Here is a 19397-nt window from a genome sequence, read left to right on the forward strand (position 1 = left end):
CAGACCTTCGCTCGCATTTGGTTTTTAACCATAGTATCACTAATCCAGGTTAAGGGTTCGTTATTTTTAGCTATACAATTCCGAAAGCTTCTTAAGAAGTTTGACAGCTGCATCTGGTATTACGGTTCCAGGGCCAAATACTTCTGTTACCCCATTTTTGTATAGAAAATCATAATCATCTGGCGGAATTACGCCACCTGCTATGACAAGTATATGTTCTGAGTCAGCATCTTTTAGCTCCTTTATCAAAGCAGGGATAAGGGTTTTATGTCCTGCGGCCAAACTAGAGATGCCAATTACATGCACATCATTGTCTATGGCTTGCATCGCAACCTCTTGAGGTGTTTGGAATAGCGGAGCAATGTCCACGTCAAACCCAAGGTCCGCAAAAGCAGAAGCAATAATCCTTGCCCCTCGGTCATGGCCATCTTGTCCCATTTTTGCTACTAATATCCTTGGCCTTCTGCCGTCCAGTTTTATGAACTCTTCAGAGAGTTTCCTGGCTTCTATTACATTTTCCTGTGTTGAAGACTCACGCAAATAAACGCCAGATACAGGGTTTACGGTTGCTTTATATCTTCCAAAAGACTTTTCCATTGCTTCTGATATTTCTCCTAATGTGGCCCTTTTTCTGGCTGCTTCAATAGCTATTTCCAATAAGTTGCCCTGGCCACTTTCTGCACATCTGTAGACCTTTTCCAGAACCGCATCTACTTCTTCGCTATTTCTGTTTTCTTTTACCTCCTTTAATTTAATTAACTGCTTTTGCAGCACTTCGTTATTGTCGATATTCAAAAGATCTATTTGCTGTGATTCTGGAAGCTTGTATTTATTTAAGCCGATGATGACATCTTTGCCGGAATCAATACGAGCCTGCTTAATGGCCGCAGCTTCTTCAATTCTCATTTTGGGTAATCCCTGTTCAATAGCCTTAGTCATTCCTCCTATTTGCTCGACCTCATTGATTAAACTTGTTGCTTTTTGACATAGCTCCTGGGTTAAACTTTCTACCTGCCAAGAGCCTCCCCAAGGGTCGATTGCTTGGCATATTCCCGTTTCTTTTTGCAGAAATAGTTGGGTATCTCTGGCTATTTTTGCTGAAAAGTCTGTCGGCAATGCCAATGCTTCGTCTAATGCATTGGTATGTAAAGACTGAGTGTGGCCATGGACAGCCGCTAAGGCCTCTATACAAGTCCGTATAACGTTGTTGTAAGGGTCTTGGGCGGTAAGGCTCCAGCCAGAGGTCTGACAGTGTGTGCGTAGTATCAACGACTTCTCTTTTTTAGGGCTAAACTGCTTCATTAAGCCAGCCCATAACATTCTTCCAGCCCGCATTTTGGCTATTTCTGCAAAGAAGTTCATGCCAATACCCCAGAAAAACGACAGCCTTGGAGCAAAATCATCAATGACAATTCCTGCCTCTAGACCTGTGCGTACATATTCCAGGCCATCTGCAAGTGTATAGGCCAATTCTATCTCCGCCGTGGCTCCTGCTTCGTGCATATGATAGCCGCTTATGCTGATGGAATTATACTTTGGCATATTCTTAGAAGTGTATCTAAAAATGTCAGCTATAACGCGCATCGATGGGGCAGGAGGGTAGATATACGTATTTCGAACCATAAACTCTTTTAAAATATCGTTTTGTATGGTTCCGCTTAGTTGGTCGGGGGAAACACCTTGCTCCTCGGCTGCAACTATATAAAAAGCCAGAATTGGTATGACGGCACCATTCATGGTCATAGATACAGATATTTGATCTAGAGGAATTCCTTTAAAAAGTATTTTCATGTCCTCTACTGTATCAATGGCCACACCTGCTTTTCCTACATCGCCAGTTACCCTTGGGTGGTCAGAATCATAACCTCTGTGCGTTGCAAGGTCAAACGCGACGGAGAGACCTTTTTGGCCTGCCTTTAAATTTCTATGGTAAAATGCATTCGACTCTTCTGCTGTTGAATACCCTGCATATTGCCTGATCGTCCATGGCCTTCCTGTATACATGCTAGCATATGGGCCGCGAAGAAACGGAGGTTGCCCAGCAGAAGCATCGAAAAGGGCTTTGGTTTGCTTTTGGGCAGGATACTTTATTTTACTTAAGTCTGGACGCATTTTTCTTCTCCTTCATGATTTTTAATGCTTTTTCAAAAATTGCTTTAGTCGCTTGTTCTATATAATACGAGCCTGCACCAGGGTCAGGTTGTTTATTGAAAAACGCTTCATGGTGGAGCAGGTGCCCGATGTTCCTGTTGTAGTCGCTAATGTTTTCATGCTTTTCTAACTTTTCTATTTCTACAGAATCGCAGCCTCCGGCAATACCGCTCATGACTTGAATAGTATTACTGAGCAATATGTAATGTTGTTCAGCCGTGCCTTTTATTCTTGTTGTATAACCATGGATAGGCACTGTGGTCGGGTTACTGCTGTATTGCTGAGAGATCTCTTTCCACAGGTATAGCAATGCCCTTATTTTAGCCAATGATAGAAAAAACTTATTGCTAAGGCTTACGGAAAAAGACAGGTGCTTTAAAATTATATCAGTAGCAATGTTTTTCTGTTGGAGCTTGTAAATTATTTCCATTGCCTCATGCAGCAATATGGCGAGCTCTTCCGCAGGATCTTGTTCTTCGTTGGCGGTGGCTGTATATCTTATTTCTAACAGCCGAAAAGGCGTATCTTTGGCAAAACTTATGTTGCTAGCAAAGTCTTTGGCCATATCTTCTGTATTTTCTTGTGCTAGGTTATATATAAAAGAGCCGGTGTTAGTGATCAGTAACCTTCCCTCGGGCTGAGCTAATATGGCTGAAGCAGTTTGCCCTGCCTTAATATGAATAGAGGCTTTGGACGTGCAATAGTTGACTATGTTTGATATGTCAGGGCTGCGTTCGTCAATCATTACCCCTTCCGCACCTAGTTCCATAGCCTGTTTGGCTTGCTCTATGGTTTGGACTTGGTTTTCTCTGATTATGAACTTTTTGTTCTTGCTAGGTAGGTGAAATGAATAAGGTGTTTGTTTCTTTATATACAAAGGCAAGAGTTTTATTGCTTGATATGGTTCCCAAGCATTTACTTTTTTGCCTGTTTCTTTTTCAGCGCTCTTTAGCCACTGTTCATAGGATGGGTCTGGAAATATGTCTGAAAAATCTTTCATACTAATATATACGGGTTAAAGCTATAAGGTCTAAGATTCTAATGGAAAAAAATAATTTTTTTTACTTGAATTCAAAAAAAATAATATTATGTGTGTTGAAATAGTACAATTTTTAATTTTTTGTCCATTAAATATCTCAAGTTTTGCATTTTTAAAATTTAAAGAATTTATATGATTTTTTGAATATTTTTTTTATTTAACATTTGATTATTCAAGAGCCTGAGAGGTTATCAAAAAATCAAGTCTTTTCTGATTTTTTTGTTAAATATTTTTTTGACAAATTTGTTTCCCCCTAAAGAAAAGGGTGGGATTTTTTATCATAATTGAATTCTTATGTACGTAGTAAAAGACTGTAAAGCAGTTTGGAATAACTGTCTCCGTTTTATTAGGGAAACCATAGGTGAACAAACGTTTAAGACGTGGTTTGAGCCTATTGTGCCCGTTCGACTACAAAATGAAGTACTAACGATTCAGGTTCCTAATCATTTTTTTTATGAGTGGTTAGAGGAGCACTACGTTAATGTATTACGAAAAGCAATTGACCTGGAGTTAGGACCTCAAGGTAGATTAGAATATTCTATTATAATGGACAAAGGCAATGAAAAATTTAAGCCTTATACCATTAATATGCCAACTTCAGGGCCGGCAGCTTCTGCAGCGGCAGCGCGTCAAGCAGCTCCACCTAAGCCTTCGGCCGATCATAGGAATATTGATCTTTTTGGCATTCCTCTAAACCCAAAGTATACTTTTGATACTTTTATAGAAGGGGACTGCAACAGACTGGCCAGATCAGCTGGTTATGCCATTGCGAACAAACCTGGTATTACTTCTTTTAACCCACTGATGATATATGGTGGTACCGGATTGGGCAAGACGCACCTTGTTCAAGCTATTGCCAATGAAGTAAACTGTAGGTTCCCTGAAAAGTCGGTGCACTTTGTAGCATCAGAGAAATTCTCGAACCAATATATAGAGGCAATAAAGAGCCATACTTTTCAGAACTTTTATAACTTTTACCTGAGTGTAGATGTGCTGATCATAGACGATGTACAGTTTATGGCCGGTAAGGAAAAAACACAAGAAACCTTCTTCCAGATTTTTAACCACCTACATCAGTCCGGTAAGCAGATTATAATGACAAGTGACAGGCCTCCTAAAGACCTCAAAGGTATGGAGGAACGTCTACTTTCTCGTTTTAAATGGGGATTGTCTGCAGATATGCAGCAGCCTGATTTTGAAACTCGTATTGCTATTATTCAGAAAAAGCTAGAGCACGAAGGAATTGTGATTTCTGACGATGTGTTGGAATACTTAGCTTATAGTATAGATACTAATATTCGTGAACTGGAAGGTGTGCTCATTTCTCTAATTGCACAGTCGTCGTTGACGAAGAAAGAAATAGACCTTGAGCTTGCTAAGCATACTTTAAAGAACATTGTTCAGGAAATAGAGTGTGAAGTTAGTATCGACTTTATTCAAAAGTTTGTAGCTGAATACTTTAATGTTCCGGTAGATTCATTAAAAGCTAAAACAAGAAAAAGAGAAATTGTCATCGCTCGACAGGTGTCTATGTATTTTTCAAAAAATTATACCAATATGTCACTTAAGACCATTGGGTACCATTTTGGAAACAGAGACCATAGTACTGTTATTCATGCCATTTCGGCAGTTAATGATATGATGGATACTGATAAAAAGTTTAATGCTACCATGCAGGAACTGACTAAACGCCTTAAGCTTAAGTCTTCAGTATAAAGTCTGTTTTAATGTGTATTTGGTGAAAATCCATTTTACTATACCAGTTACGATATGGTAAAATGGATTTTTTTTATTAGCACACTAAGGTCTTGGCGTAAAAGTTTGTCTGTTTTTTCCTTTCATTGTCGTTGTTCCATAATTCATTTTCCAAAAGCATTTCGTGCCTTGTCTTTAAAAAAGCTCATTGTCCATAATATTAAGGAGAACCTGTATGTGTTGCTTTAACCTGAATTATGCGATAGATTTCGTCATAATGAGCAAAATGACCATGAATCAGTACTTTTGGGTTGCAAAAAAAGCAGCACTATATTTTAAGGTGTTAATATGAGCGAAGCTGCTGGTTTAAAGTTATCGCTGCATGATGGATAGTTCTCGCATGTTTCAGGTTTCATTAAAAAAGGTCTTACTATTTTAAAATAAACCCTTTTTTTACTGAAAAGCTGTCTTGTTAGAAGATATATGAATAGTGCCCTCTTACTCCATTTGTCGTAATGCCTTCAATGATAACCCTTCCTCTGGCATTGCTTAAATACTCTTCTACCTGCTGAGGGGTTGTTACTGGGTTTTTATTGATGGAAATAATTGTGAAACCTTCGTTAATGCCTAACCTCCTGATTAACCCGCCTTTTACTCTTACTATTCTCACACCACCCTCTATGCCCATTTTGTCTCTTTCTACTTTCGAAATGGCCTCTAAGTCAACACCTAGTGATTCCGCTGTGAAAATTTCTCTTTTGAGGATATCGGTGGTTCCTTCTCTGTTGGTAAGTGTAACAACCCCTTCTTTTATTTTTCCGCCTCTGATATAAGTTACCTTAACTTCATCGCCAGGAGATGAGCAAGCCAAAAACTCATCAAAGTTGCTCTTGTGAAGGATATCAACCTCGTCTAGTTTTATAATGATGTCTCCTTTTTTCAAACCAGCGATTTGTGCGGCGCCGCTTTGTTGAATGACGTCAACCAACACACCGTCGAAAGTTTTTACTTTTAAGTCAAGCTCTTGCACCAGTTCAAAATTCAAGTCACTGACATTGGCACCAAAGAAAGCTTTTTGAAGCTCTCCATATTTAATTAAATCTTTAGCTACTTTTTTTACGATATCAGAAGGGACTGCAAAACCATACCCTGTATATGAACCTGTTTTTGATAGAATGGCTGTGTTGATTCCAATAAGCTCTCCCTGCAAATTGATCAATGCCCCTCCACTATTGCCGGGGTTGATAGCCGCGTCTGTTTGAATAAAAGACTCAATTGGAAACTGGCTGCTTACTACATTTATATTACGTCCTTTGGCACTTACTATACCTGCGGTTACTGTTGAGGTGAGGTTAAACGGGTTGCCTACTGCCAACACCCATTCTCCGATATTTACTTTATGTGAGTGTCCTAACTTTACAGCTGGAAGATCTTCGGCGTCAATTTTTAATATTGCCAAATCTGAAGAAGGGTCTCTGCCTATTACTTCTGCGGCATAGGTTCTTTTGTTATGGATCACTTCTATGTCATCGGCCTTGTCTATAACATGGTTGTTCGTGATTATGTATCCATCGTGGGTGTATATTACCCCAGAACCAGAGCCGGAAACCCTTTGGTTACCACCTCCGAAAAACCAGTCGAACATGCTCATTTGGCTTTGCTGCATGGAAGCGGTTTTTATAAAAACTACCGAAGGAGTGCTTAAAGATGAAGCGGAAACAAAATCTTGATTTATTTCCGTCATTTTTTTGTCGCTGGCAAACCTTAAGGTGTTGAGGCTTGAATCAGGGCTTTGATAGTATATAACCTCTTGTATTTGGGGGCTGAACTTGCTATAGATATATGCGCCGGTTGACCCTGCAACCAAAGATATAAGTAGAATTTTTAATAGGCTTTTCATGAGAGAAAAATATTTGAGGTTTAGGATTGTCTATAAGCAAAAAGTATGCAAATTTAACGGGATAAAAAATTTTTTGGTATTCTGAAAATTGGACTTCTTTTACTGAAGATATAACTAAAACAATTTTCTCTAATGTTTTTATCATTATCTTTGCTATAATTATGGGTATAAGATCTTTTTTAAGTAAACCTTTTGCTGCTTTTGTTGTGAAAAAGCAGAGAAAATGGACGGCTTCTCCTGTGGAAACTCAGGAAAAGGTTTTGCAGTACCTCTTAAAAGGTGGGGGCAATACTGCATTTGGTAGAGATCATGATTTTAGCTCAATAAGAAATCATGAAGATTTTAAACGAAATGTCCCGATCCGTGATTACGAAGGGCTTTCGCCTTATGTGAACAGAGTGGTTGAAGGCGAAAAGGATGTATTATGGAAAGGAAAGCCTAAGTACTTTGCCAAAACCTCAGGTACTACTTCTGGAGTTAAGTATATCCCTATTACAAAAGAGTCCATTCCTTATCATATCAATGCTGCCAGAGATGCTTTGTTGAATTATATACATGAAACAGGAAAATCTGCTTTTCTTGATAAAAACTTGATATTTCTTTCTGGGAGTCCTGAAATGCATAAAAAAAATGGCATATATGTTGGGCGCCTTTCTGGCATTGTCAACCACCATGTGCCAGAATACTTAAGGAGCAATCAGAAGCCTTCTTATGAAACCAATTGCATAGAAGATTGGGAGGAAAAGCTTGATAAAATTATTGACGAAACCCTCAATGCACGGATGAGCCTGATTTCAGGTATACCGCCATGGGTGCAAATGTATTTTGATAAAATAATTGAAAGGACAGGCAAGAAAATCAAGGATGTTTTTCCTGAATTTTCCGTTTTTGTTTATGGAGGTGTAAACTTTGAGCCATATAAAGCTAAATTGTTTGAGTCAATAGGCAAAAGGATTGATTCTATTGAGACTTATCCGGCTTCAGAGGGCTTTATTGCCTTTCAAGATTCTCAGAAAGAAGAAGGTTTGTTGCTGTTGTTGAATAGTGGAATATTTTATGAATTTATTCCTGCAGACGAGTATTTTAATGACAACCCTACACGGTTGAGCATTGGAGAGGTGAAAACTGGTGTGAACTACGCTGTTATTTTAAATACTAATGCCGGTTTATGGGGCTATTCACTGGGCGACACGGTTAAGTTTGTGTCTACCGACCCTTATCGGGTTGTCGTAACTGGCAGGATAAAGCATTTTATTTCTGCATTTGGAGAGCATGTGATTGGTGAGGAAGTGGAAAAAGCAATGAAAAAAGTATTGGAGATGTTCCCTGGAACTGATGTGGTGGAGTTTACAGTTGCCCCTCAGGTAACTCCTGCAGAAGGCCTCCCTCATCATGAATGGATGGTCGAATTTGCTAATCACCCAGAAGATATGGGTGCTTTTGCCTCCGAGCTAGATAAGGCCATGGTAGCGTTGAACACTTATTATGATGATTTAATTACGGGAAGCATCTTAAGGCCTTTAAAGCTAACCCCCCTTAAAAAAGGTGCTTTTGTGGAATATATGAAATCTATAGGAAAGTTGGGCGGGCAAAACAAAGTCCCTAGACTTTCTGATAATAGAAAAATAGCTGATGCTTTGACAAAGTTTCGCGTTTAATTCCTTATTTTAGGAGGATGAATTTAAACAATTTCCTGTTTATGGGAATTGTTAAGGTTTATTATATGTTTCTTATTTACTGTTATTATTAATTTTTGATGTCTGCCGAGGAGAAAATTGGCTTGAAGCGTATTGCAATTCTTGGATCTACCGGATCTATTGGTACCCAAGCTCTTGATGTTATAAGAACGCATAAAGATAAGTTCCAAGCAGAAGTTCTAACTGCTAATAACAATGCAGATTTGTTGATACAGCAGGCTGTAGAATTTCGACCTAACACTGTTGTTATTGGGAATGAAGCCCACTATGACAAGGTTTTTGGAGCTTTGGACCCGTTGGGTATCAAAGTTTATGCAGGAGAGCGAGCTATTTTGTCGGTGGTGGAAATGGAATGCATCAATATGGTTTTGGCCGCTATGGTTGGATATGCAGGACTAAAACCTGTGTTGAGGGCTATTGGTGCCGGAAAACATATCGCATTGGCCAATAAAGAAACATTGGTTGTTGCAGGGGCTTTGGTCACTAGATTGGCCAGAGAAAAAGGAGTAAATCTTTATCCTGTTGACTCTGAACATTCAGCAATATTTCAATGCCTAGCGGGTGAGTTTCATAATCCAATAGAAAAAATAATTCTAACAGCATCTGGAGGACCATTTCGAGGAAAGAATAAAGATTTCTTGAAAGATGTAAGCATAGATCAGGCGCTATGTCACCCCAACTGGAGTATGGGATCCAAAATTACTATAGATTCCGCTACTTTAATGAACAAAGGGCTGGAGGTAATTGAGGCTAAGTGGTTATTTGGACTGCAAAATGAGCAAATTGAAGTTATCGTGCACCCACAGTCTATTATACACTCCATGGTTCAGTTTGAAGATGGGTCTATAAAGGCACAAATGGGACTGCCTGATATGAAATTGCCTATTCAATATGCTTTTAGTTACCCGTCAAGAGTAAAATCAGATTTCCCTAGGTTCAACTTTGTGGACTACCCTTCACTCACATTTGAAGCTCCCGATCTGGATACTTTCAAATGTTTGTCATTGGCCTATGAAGCCATGGAAAAAGGAGGTAATATGCCCTGTGTTTTGAATGCTGCCAACGAAATTGCTGTTAGCGATTTCCTTCAGGGAAAAATCAGTTTTAATGAAATTCCTGAAATGATTTCAGATTGTATGTCAAAAATTAGTTTCGTAGCAGATCCAAAGCTTGAAGATTATATCGAAAGTGATTGTGATGCAAGGAAACTGGCTGCTGAAATGCGGTTTAAGGTTTAATTTTAATAGTTAAAAGCATTATATGGAAGCACTTATTATGGCGGGTCAGCTTTTATTGGCCTTGTCTATTTTGGTGGGGGTTCATGAAGCAGGACATATGTTCGCTGCTAAAGCCTTTGGAATGAGGGTGGAAAAATTTTCAATTGGTTTTCCTCCTAAAATTTTTGGATTCAAATATGGCGAAACCGAATACTCTATAGGAGCTGTTCCTTTGGGTGGTTTTGTGAAAATATCTGGCATGATTGACGAATCTCTGGATACAGATAAAATGTCTTCTGAGCCAGAGCCGCATGAGTTTAGGGCAAAGCCTGCATGGCAGCGACTTATTGTCATGATGGGCGGGATTATTGTCAATATCATTACTGGTATATTCATCTTCATTATGGTCACTTATTACTATGGTGAAGAGTATCTCACAGCTGAAGAGGTTAATAAAAGAGGGATTGTGGCTCTTGACCTGGCCCAAGAAATAGGCTTGCAAACCGGTGACCGCATCATAAAGGTGAATGGCCGTGAATACCAAAGGTTCCCTGAAGTGCTTAGCGCTGATGTGCTGTTGACTTCTGGAAGCTATTATACCGTGCTTCGAAATGGTGATACGGTTCATGTAGAAATCCCTGACGATTTTGTTGGAAGGCTTTCAGATCGTAAAGACCAATTTATTATGCCTATGTATCCTTTCGATGTAGGAAGGGTGGTGGATGGTACCCCAGCAGATCAGGCAGGTTTGCAGGAAGGTGATCAAATTGTGCGGGTTGGCGAGCATGAAATTAATTATTTCCATGAATTACAGGCTGTTTTAGGTGATTATGCTTCTAAGGAAGTTGAAGTAGATGTCGTAAGAAATGATGAGAAGCAAACCCTTTCTGTTAAAGTCGATGAAAATGGTAGAATAGGTTTTGTCCCTAGAGACCTTCTTGAAAAAGAAACCCAGTATTATAGTTTGGGAGAGGCTATTCCTAAAGGTACGCATGATGCATTTGCTGTAATAACCAATACAGTAAGAGGTTTCAGTAAAATCTTTAGAGGTGAAATCGGTGCCAGCCAATCTATCAGTGGGCCTATTGGTATTGCAAGAGAGTTTGGCGGACAATGGATCTGGCAAAAATTCTGGATTCTAACAGGACTGCTTTCTATGGTTTTGGCATTCATGAACTTCTTGCCTATACCAGCGCTGGATGGTGGACATGTTGTGTTTTTGCTTTATGAGATGGTAGCTGGACGTAAGCCTTCTGATAAATTCTTAGAAAATGCACAAAAAGTTGGAATGGTGATTCTTTTATCTCTAATGGTGTTTGCCTTTGGTAATGACATTATTAAGATTTTTACATGATTAAGCCATAGATAATAATATGTTTTCTAGTATGAGAAAAATTACAGTTTTTTTACTGTTGGTTTTTGCATCAATTTTCAATGCCCAGGCATTTGATTGTGCCGAAGATTCAATAGGAGTTTCTAAAGTAGAAGGGAAAGTTCATATTAGGTATCGTGTCATGCCTGGAGAAACTATTTATGGACTTTCTACTAAATATGGTGTGCAGATTTCTGACCTAATGGAAATTAACCCGGAGTTGGTAGATGGGTTGAAAGTTGGTCAAGAAATTCTTATCCCTTATAATCCAGACTTAGCCAAGAAAAACAAAGAGGATAAGGATAAAATTTACCATGTTGTGGAAAAGGGTGAAACACTCTACTCTTTGTCCCGAAAGTATGATGTGCCAGTAGGGGATCTCATGAAGCTGAATAGTGTTGATTTGAAAGTAGGTCAAAAAATCGTAGTGGGATATAAGAAAAAAGACGATAAAGGAGAAACCTTGGCTAAAGCGTCTGAAGAACAAAATGAAGAGGTGACGGAAAAACAAATTAAGGATGTAAAAGAAAAGGATGATAAAAAAGTAGAAGTAAAAGGAGAAGAAGTTGTTAGAGAAAAGAACAAGGAAAGTGGAGAAAAGGTCGAAGAAGATGATGAGAAAGTTACTCATGCCGAAAAAGCTAGCAAGGGACCTCAAGTTGGCAATCTTGTCTTAATTGAAGAGAAAAATAAAGAAACTAGCAAAGAGCAGGATGAAGAAGAGCGGGTTGTAAAAGAAGGTTCGCCAGAAAAAGATGAACGCTCTTTAAGTACGGATCAACCAAAAGATGAAAAAGTTGTAAAAGAAGAGCAACCAGCCAAGGAAGTTCCGGCAAAAGCAGAAAAAGCAGAACAGGGACTGGTGGAAAAGAAGAAAGCTACGGTAGAAGAGGAAAGTAGTGAAGAAGTACTTGTTAAGAATGAAGGTAGTGTCGAAGAGAAAGAGGCTATAAAAGAGGAAGACCTTAAAGAAAAGTCGGTGAAAAAGGAAGAGTTGGTGGCTGAAGAAAAAGGCGAAAGTTTAGAAAAGGCTACATCTCCTTCGCAAAGTTTTTCCGATGAGCAGTATCCTTTTGACCCTGAGATGAAGCAGGTGCTTGTTATTCCTTTTGATCCTTATTTATATTTTTCTGATGCAGATGCGGAATTTGCAGAAAGGTCTAATATCTCTAGTACTAAAGTAAGGCAAGTCTTTCGAAGAAGGCTAAATGCTATGTTGAGGGCTCCAGGCTATGAAACTATTCATTTGCTGGGAGGCAGAGCTAAAGACTCTTTGAGCGATATCAATAAAATTTACTCTTCAGTAACTTATAACTATCAGGAAATTTTATATAACCCAAATTATGAAGAAGAGGAGCCAGAAGAAGGAGAGGTGAAGAAAGCTACTATTAAAGAATCTGCCAAAGCATGGTTTAGCCGTCAAAAAGAAAAGATTTCCGGAAATGCCTCAGAAGGTTCGCAAAAAGCTATCAAAGCAAAAGACAACGGTAAATATTTTGGGGTAATCGTTAAGAATCCTGAATTTTTCTCTTACTTTAATTATAAGTACAGTGTAGATTATTATGTGTTTATAAATCAATTTGAAGTAAAGACCAACTATGAGAACTGCTTAGATAGGGCTACGCAAAACTATGAAAGAGTTTTTATTACCCACTTTTCAATATTTGATGAAGAAGGAAATCAAGTTGCGGGTAATAAATTTAGAACCTATTATCATTCAAACTCTAATTATATTTATGATGTGGTAAGTGATAATGTAGAAAAAATTGCTAATAGGATTATTAAAGAGTTACCTCCTCCATAGAAATTAATTCTCTTTTATGAGAAAAAAGGAGTGTCTAAAGGACATTCCTTTTTTTGCTTTAAGCCATTTTTTGTAGAAGTTTGAAACACTTGGATATTTGCGGTGTTAAGCAGTATTGTGTAAATCTTTTATTTGTGTTAATAGTACTTTTTGTTTAGTTTGGCTTTTTATATCTATGTTTTAATGTTTTAAAAGCCTTTTGTCTCTAGTTTTTTTAATTTAAAATTTAAAATATGCAAAAACCATCTAATGCTTTTATTGCCACCTCTTGGATAGCGCTTGGAGCTGGTATGATTGGTTACTTAATCGGTCTTTACAATGCAGAAATGCCCCTTAATGAGAAAGGCTATTATTTTACTGTACTTATGTACGGTTTGTTTGCTGTGGTGTCTGTACAAAAAACTGTTAGGGACAGGCTGGAGGGAATCCCTGTGACTGACATTTACTATGGTATTAGCTGGTTCTCTACCATTTTGGCCATCTTGCTGCTTACAGTCGGTTTATGGAAAGCCGAATTGCTCCCTAGCGAAAAAGGGTTCTATGCATTCTCTTTTTTGCTGGCATTGTTTGGAGCCATTGCGGTACAAAAAAATACCCGGGACAGTCAACAGCTATCTAAGAGAGATCGGGGTGATTTTAAGTCGCCTCATAAACCGGAAATTATAGATTCTGATGTCAAGTAAACTTTTTTTGTCTTACTGTGGTTAATATTATAGAAGGCCACATTAAAGAGCTGTTGGATTGAAGGAAAATGGAAAGTTTGTGGCAATGATGGGACGGATAAAGTGTGGAGAATTAGTTTAGGATCAATTCCAGACCAGTAAGTCTGGATAAAATAAAGCAGGCCCGTAAGCCTGCTTTTTCTATTTGTGCTTTTATTTTTGGAGAATAGTGGTTTAGTCTGCTCCTGTTACAGTGAAAAACAATATTTCTTCAATCAAGCTTTTATTTAAAAATAAATATCCATGAGCAGAAAAGATTATGAAGAGAAATACACTGACCCTGGGTTAAGGGAAAGGTTAAAAGAAGAAATAAAGAAATCAGGGAAAGGCGGTAAAAAAGGTCAGTGGTCTGCCAGAAAAAGCCAATTATTGGTAAAAGAGTATGAAAAAGCAGGAGGGGGATATCGCAAAGATAATAATAAAGAGGAAGCCGCTTCTTTAATAGAATGGACGGATCAAGATTGGCAAACTATTGACGACGCTCCACGGGCCAGAAAAAATGGTAAAACTCGTAGGTACCTGCCCCAAAAAGTCTGGAAAAAACTTCCTGACAGAGAAAAAGAAAAGGTTAACAGAATGAAGGAAGAGGCTTCTCGGGAAGGTACACAAAAAGTACCATGGACACCAGCTGTAAAGAAAGCATTTAAGGAAGCTGGTTATTCAGAGAAAGGGCATAAAGTGAAAAAAGCTGACTGGTATATTAAGGCTAAAGAGTTGAATATTAAAGGACGTAGTAAAATGAAGCTGAATGAGCTTAAAGAAGCAGTAGGAAAGGCTTTATAGCAAAAAGCGGAAGAACCCTTATTCTTCCGCTTTTTTAGAGCTTGGGCTTCTTATTTTACAAATACCGTTACGACCTCGTCTTTCTTTTTTAAGGTCTGGCCTTTTTCAGACATTTCCATCAGTTGCATAAAGTCTAGTTTAAATTCTACCGTATGGTCGTCTACTTTTCTGAAAAAGTCATGTTCTCCTTTAATTTTCTTAATTTTATTTTCAAAGGCGTACCTATAGGTAATAGAACAATTGGCATCTTCAAACATTGTCTTGATCATGTCATAGGCAGGATCAGGCTCATCGTTTACTTTTTTTGTGTTTTCATTGTCTTGTGGATCATCTAATTGACTTCCCAATGGAATGATTAATTTTTGGCCATCCCAGCTTACCTTCAACGCCTGCGTTGACATTTCAGTTTTTTCTTTGTCCACTGACGCAGCAGGGTGAAATGATTCTATAGTTTTTGCGAAATCTATAAATTCTTTTTCAGAAGCTCTGTCAATCCTGAAACCATAACCTCTGAACTTCTCATTGCGGATGTCGAATTTTACTTGGATCAGCTTCATCAGCTCTACAGTGTCTTTGTCCAACAATGCAGCACTGTCATTTTGGGCTAGGGCCATATCATAAAGAGAGGTCCAGTCTCTGGGAAGGTCTTTTACTTTTGTGCCGTTATAAGTAGGGGCTTCTGAATCTCCTTCATTTTTCATTTGGCTCGCCAAATGGTCATCCAAACTGATATATACTTCTGCACTGCCAGTTCTGTCAGCATAAAATTTCGTCGTTGCTTCCATATGACAGGAGGTGAGCCACACAAGGCTACAGGTCAGGGCTAATATCAAATGTCTCATAAAGGTTGGTGTTTTCAGTTTGTTTTTCTTCAGAAATATACAAAAATTCTACTAATGTATTTGCTTATACTTTAGAAGGTAGTTTTTGTTCAGTAATCATAACTTGGCCAAACCAAGCAAGTGTAATTTGTACGATTGCTTCTGATTGTGAAAAGGTACAAGGAAAATTGGCTTACAACATATACTCTGCCAGTATGGCCATGGCGGCACCTAGTAATGATACAGAAAGCTTGCTTGCCTTAAACTTATGCTCCGGGCTATTCTCAAAGAATATAGTAGTGGAGATATATAGAAAATTGCCCGCTACTATGGCAAAAAGCATGATGAAGACATTTTCAGAAATAAAATTGCCGTGGTGCAAAACATCGCTGACCAACAAGCCTGCAGGTGACGCCAGTGCAAAAAGCACCAATAGTACAAATGCTTTTGTCTTGCTTCTGAGTCTAAAAAGAAGCACAAACATTAAGGCAAAAGCCTCTGGAATTTTATGTATAACCAAACCATAGAGTAGTGTGTTGCCATCGTCGTGGCCATGGTTGTGCGAAGGGTGTACCAGTAAAGTGCCTTCTAGAAAAGCGTGTACGAACAAAGACGCAAAAATAGCATAAGGGACATGTGCTGTATGTCCTGGGGCATGGTTGTGGTGGTGCAGGTGGCCATGTTCTACTCCGGTGGTGAAAAACTCAAGAATCATTTGCATGAAGAAACCAACCAAAACGAATATGCCCGCATGCCTGATATCCGGTGCTTCTTGAAACAGTTCTGGAATAATGTGAATGACCGTGATTGAAAAGAGATATGCGCCACTAAAGGAAAGGGCTACCTTGAACCGGCTCTGGTCAAAACGGGGAATGAAGAATACAGCCATTCCCGCTAGCAGGGCCGTTAGGAAAAGTATAGTTACATTGAAAAGCATGAAAGCACAGGTTTATTTCTTTTCTACCACCCAGATCATTCTATCAGACTTAGTAGGGACATAAGGTCCCAAGTTGTAGTCGCCAAAGATAGCCACAGGAGAAAAGCCTACAAAATTAAAATATTTGATGAAATCTTCATAAAAGAGGGCTTGCACTCTTTCTTCATAAATGTGCTTGTTTTCATTTACATAAAAACTTATCTCTTTTATTATAAAATTATTTTCAACCCTTCTTGAAATACAGAAGTCAATGTTTTCGATCGTTCTACATTCACCGGAAACCAAAGAATCAATGACTTTTCTGGCATTCATGAAGTCTATGACAAGCTTTCCCCCTGGTTTAAGGGACTGGTAGAGGTTTTTTATAGTTGTCAGGTTGTCCTCTTCCTTGTCGAAATATCCAAAACTGGTAAAGAGGTTCAGTGCCACATCATACGCTTCTTTGGCATTTAGCTGACGCATGTCACATACTTTGAACCTTAGCGAGTTGTTTTCAGCTTTTTGCGCCTGACGGATACTTTTTTCTGAAAGGTCTATGCCTGTTACATCATAGCCTTTGTCGTTCAAATAAATACTGTGCCTTCCTTTGCCACACGCAACATCTAGTATTTTTTGCCCATTTTTTAGTTGCAGGTATCCGCAGAGGTTGTCTATAAATAGTGCCGCTTCTTTTTTGTCTCTGTTCTTGTATAGAATATGGTAATATGGTGAATTAAACCAATCTGTAAACCATTCCTTTTCCTGAATTTGCATATTTCTCTAATTCGCCTTTACAAATTTACATTAGAATCTTGACTTTCGTTCTACATATGGGTGATATTTTGTTTTGAAGAGAGTAAGCATAGTTTTAAATTAGTAAAAAATATTCAGGTTTTGAGAGAAGATTATTTACAAGGAGACGGCGAGGGTCTTTCTTCAGCAGATAAAGAAATTGAAAAGGCGCTTCGTCCTTTGAGTTTTTCAGACTTTACAGGTCAGCCTCAGATTATGGATAATCTGAAGATATTTGTTCAGGCAGCCAAAAATAGAGGTGAGGCTCTAGATCACGTGTTGCTTCACGGCCCTCCAGGCTTAGGAAAGACTACACTTTCTCATATTATAGCCAATGAACTTGGGGCTACATTAAAAATAACATCAGGGCCGGTTTTGGACAAACCTTCAGATTTGGCAGGTTTGTTGACCAACCTCGAGTCTGGTGATGTGCTTTTTATTGATGAGGTACACCGTCTCAATCCTGTGGTGGAAGAATATTTATATTCTGCCATGGAGGATTATAAGATTGATATCATGCTGGATTCCGGCCCTAATGCCAGAACTATTCAAATTGGCTTGAGCCCTTTTACCCTCATAGGGGCTACTACGCGTGCAGGTTTGTTGACTTCTCCTTTGCGTGCCAGGTTTGGTATTAATTCGCGACTTGAGTATTATGACTCAAAATTGCTTTCAAAGATCATTAAAAGGTCAGCAGCAATTTTGGGAAGCCCTATTGAAGATAATGCTGCTTTCGAAATAGCAAGAAGGAGTAGGGGTACGCCACGTATTGCCAATAATTTATTGCGCAGGACACGTGATTTTGCTCAAGTGAAAGGAACCGGAACTATTACGCTCGATATCGCCAAAGTGGCTTTGAATGCCCTCAATGTTGACCAAAACGGCTTGGATGAAATGGATAACAGAATTCTTCAGGTGATTATAGAAAAATTTAAGGGAGGGCCTGTTGGACTTTCAACCATTGCTACTGCTTGCTCCGAAGAAGCGGAAACTATTGAAGAGGTCTATGAGCCATTTCTTATCAAGGAGGGTTTCATTAAGCGGACAGCTCGTGGACGGGAAGCTACGCCAGCTGCTTATACACACCTAGGTGTTTCACCTCCTGCTCAATCAGGCAGTCTTTTCGACTGATTGCGGTAGTGTAATTTAAATAATAGGATTGCCCATTTAAGTCTCTAGGAAGTAATAAGTTTTTTTGTACGATAAAATGCTTTAAACTGCTTTTATTAAATAGCGATATGTGCCATTGTTAGAAAATAAAGCGGCCATTGATGAAATTGCGTTAAGAACTTTATAAGCATGAAGCGGCCAAAAAATTTGCTGTTTGAGCCCGACGCAAGGAGGGTGAGTTTCATCCCGATAGCTATCGGGATAGCGTAATGGTTATAAAGTTTAGCAAATTTCATCACAGGCCTTGACTTTTTTGCTTACTTTTTTTGTCTAAGAAAAAAAGTAAGGCCCTGCCGGCGAGGCAAAAAGTAACTTAGCGAGCCTAAGTAAGCTAATAACACATAAAGATATCTAAGAGGGTAACCCTATTAAATAATTTATAAAAGCATGTCCTCTATAACCAGAGCCAAAAATACCGCCATAGTGAAGCAAAAGGCCAAGGAGCTTGGGTTTGACTACTGTGGTATATCCAAAGCTGGGTTTCTTGAAGAAGAAGCTCCTCGACTCGAAAAATGGCTTAAGCAAAATATGCATGGTTCTATGGCTTGGATGGAGAACCATTTTGACAAACGCTTAGACCCAACCAAACTTGTAGAAGGTGCTAAAACGGTCGTTTCTCTCCTTTTAAATTACTTTCCTGAGAAACAATTGCCTGACAGTTCATATAAAATTTCCAAATACGCTTATGGACAGGATTATCACTTTATCATAAAAGATAAACTGAAAAGTATGATGAATGCCTTAAAAGAAGAGATCGGTGACATAGAAGGGCGGGTCTTTGTTGACTCTGCACCTGTTATGGATAAGGCATGGGCAAGGAAAGGTGGACTAGGTTGGCAAGGGAAAAACTCCAACCTCTTGAACCGTGACATGGGCAGTTTCTTCTTTATTGCTGAGCTTATTATAGACCTGGATTTGGAAGAAGATGGCCCTGTAGGTGACTTTTGTGGTACTTGCACTAAATGTATAGACGCTTGTCCTACTAATGCCATTGTAGAGCCTTATGTAGTAGACGGTAGTAAGTGCATTTCTTATCTGACCATCGAACTCAAGGAGAATATACCTGTAGAGTTTAAGGGGAAAACTGAAAACTGGGTATTTGGGTGCGATATATGCCAAGATGTTTGCCCGTGGAACCGTTTTGCCAAGCCACATAAAACTCCGGAGTTTAACCCAACACCTGAATTGGAAGCGATGAAAAAAGAAGACTGGGAAGAGATGACTCAGGAAGTGTTTGGAAAGGTATTTAAAAAATCAGCCGTTAAACGGGCTAAGCTTAACGGCTTCGTAAGAAATGTAAATTTTAATAAGACGTGAC

At 38.9% G+C, this 19397-nt stretch carries 15 protein-coding genes; 9 read left to right on the forward strand and 6 right to left on the reverse strand.

Annotation, left to right across the window (positions count from 1 at the left end; genetic code table 11):
• Positions 1 to 66 precede the first annotated feature (66 nt).
• Together scpA and RCC89_06165 are read right to left on the reverse strand one after the other, a co-directional pair.
• Positions 67 to 2112 carry a methylmalonyl-CoA mutase gene (gene scpA, locus RCC89_06160; protein WMJ72748.1) on the reverse strand — a complete coding sequence of 682 codons (2046 nt, stop codon included), beginning with the start codon at positions 2110 to 2112 and terminating at the stop codon, positions 67 to 69.
• On the reverse strand, positions 2093 to 3151 hold the full coding sequence (locus RCC89_06165; protein ID WMJ72749.1) for a methylmalonyl-CoA mutase family protein: 1059 nt from the start codon (positions 3149 to 3151) through the stop codon (positions 2093 to 2095). The genes scpA and RCC89_06165 overlap by 20 nt, the downstream gene beginning before the upstream one ends.
• A gap of 333 nt (positions 3152 to 3484) precedes the next feature.
• On the opposite strand from RCC89_06165, the gene dnaA reads away from it, so the two are divergent.
• A complete protein-coding gene (dnaA, locus tag RCC89_06170) occupies positions 3485 to 4906 on the forward strand; it encodes a chromosomal replication initiator protein DnaA (protein ID WMJ72750.1) in 1422 nt (473 codons plus the stop codon).
• Between the two features lie 451 nt (positions 4907 to 5357).
• On the opposite strand, the gene RCC89_06175 is transcribed toward dnaA, so the two are convergent.
• Positions 5358 to 6785 (reverse strand): trypsin-like peptidase domain-containing protein, encoded by a 1428-nt coding sequence (locus RCC89_06175; protein WMJ72751.1) that lies wholly within the window; start codon positions 6783 to 6785, stop codon positions 5358 to 5360.
• Between the two features lie 161 nt (positions 6786 to 6946).
• On the opposite strand from RCC89_06175, the gene RCC89_06180 reads away from it, so the two are divergent.
• The 6 genes from RCC89_06180 (at position 6947) to RCC89_06205 (ending at position 14380) form a co-directional block, all read left to right on the forward strand.
• Positions 6947 to 8443 carry a GH3 auxin-responsive promoter family protein gene (locus RCC89_06180; GenBank protein WMJ72752.1) on the forward strand — a complete coding sequence of 499 codons (1497 nt, stop codon included), beginning with the start codon at positions 6947 to 6949 and terminating at the stop codon, positions 8441 to 8443.
• Positions 8444 to 8541: 98 nt separating this feature from the next.
• The gene (locus tag RCC89_06185; protein WMJ72753.1) at positions 8542 to 9720 is read left to right on the forward strand and encodes a 1-deoxy-D-xylulose-5-phosphate reductoisomerase; all 1179 of its coding nucleotides are present in this window, start codon (positions 8542 to 8544) and stop codon (positions 9718 to 9720) included.
• Between the two features lie 22 nt (positions 9721 to 9742).
• The gene (rseP, locus tag RCC89_06190) at positions 9743 to 11053 is read left to right on the forward strand and encodes an RIP metalloprotease RseP (GenBank protein ID WMJ72754.1); all 1311 of its coding nucleotides are present in this window, start codon (positions 9743 to 9745) and stop codon (positions 11051 to 11053) included.
• A 31-nt stretch (positions 11054 to 11084) separates the two neighbouring features.
• Positions 11085 to 12875, forward strand: coding sequence for a LysM peptidoglycan-binding domain-containing protein (locus RCC89_06195; protein ID WMJ72755.1), 1791 nt, complete (start codon positions 11085 to 11087; stop codon positions 12873 to 12875).
• A gap of 233 nt (positions 12876 to 13108) precedes the next feature.
• Positions 13109 to 13558: an inner membrane protein YiaA gene (yiaA, locus tag RCC89_06200; protein ID WMJ72756.1), complete on the forward strand. Its 450-nt coding sequence runs from the start codon at positions 13109 to 13111 to the stop codon at positions 13556 to 13558.
• 282 nt (positions 13559 to 13840) lie between these two features.
• Complete coding sequence (locus RCC89_06205) at positions 13841 to 14380, forward strand: hypothetical protein (protein WMJ72757.1); 540 nt, start codon at positions 13841 to 13843, stop codon at positions 14378 to 14380.
• A 50-nt stretch (positions 14381 to 14430) separates the two neighbouring features.
• Here RCC89_06205 and RCC89_06210 read toward each other — a convergent pair whose 3' ends face one another.
• The 3 genes from RCC89_06210 to RCC89_06220 all read right to left on the reverse strand — a co-directional run bounded on the left by RCC89_06210 (position 14431) and on the right by RCC89_06220 (position 16891).
• Positions 14431 to 15222, reverse strand: a complete 792-nt coding sequence (locus RCC89_06210) for a hypothetical protein (GenBank protein WMJ72758.1) — start codon at positions 15220 to 15222, stop codon at positions 14431 to 14433.
• 172 nt (positions 15223 to 15394) lie between these two features.
• Entirely contained in the window at positions 15395 to 16138 is a 744-nt protein-coding gene (locus tag RCC89_06215; protein ID WMJ72759.1) for a ZIP family metal transporter, read from the reverse strand.
• A gap of 12 nt (positions 16139 to 16150) precedes the next feature.
• Positions 16151 to 16891 (reverse strand): class I SAM-dependent methyltransferase, encoded by a 741-nt coding sequence (locus RCC89_06220; GenBank protein ID WMJ72760.1) that lies wholly within the window; start codon positions 16889 to 16891, stop codon positions 16151 to 16153.
• Positions 16892 to 17011: 120 nt separating this feature from the next.
• On the opposite strand from RCC89_06220, the gene ruvB reads away from it, so the two are divergent.
• On the forward strand, positions 17012 to 18040 hold the full coding sequence (gene ruvB / locus RCC89_06225) for a Holliday junction branch migration DNA helicase RuvB (protein ID WMJ72761.1): 1029 nt from the start codon (positions 17012 to 17014) through the stop codon (positions 18038 to 18040).
• Positions 18041 to 18466: 426 nt separating this feature from the next.
• A complete protein-coding gene (gene queG / locus RCC89_06230; GenBank protein WMJ72762.1) occupies positions 18467 to 19396 on the forward strand; it encodes a tRNA epoxyqueuosine(34) reductase QueG in 930 nt (309 codons plus the stop codon).
• Position 19397: the final 1 nt, after the last annotated feature.

The organism is Cytophagaceae bacterium ABcell3 (assembly GCA_030913385.1).
GTDB lineage: Bacteria > Bacteroidota > Bacteroidia > Cytophagales > Cytophagaceae > ABcell3.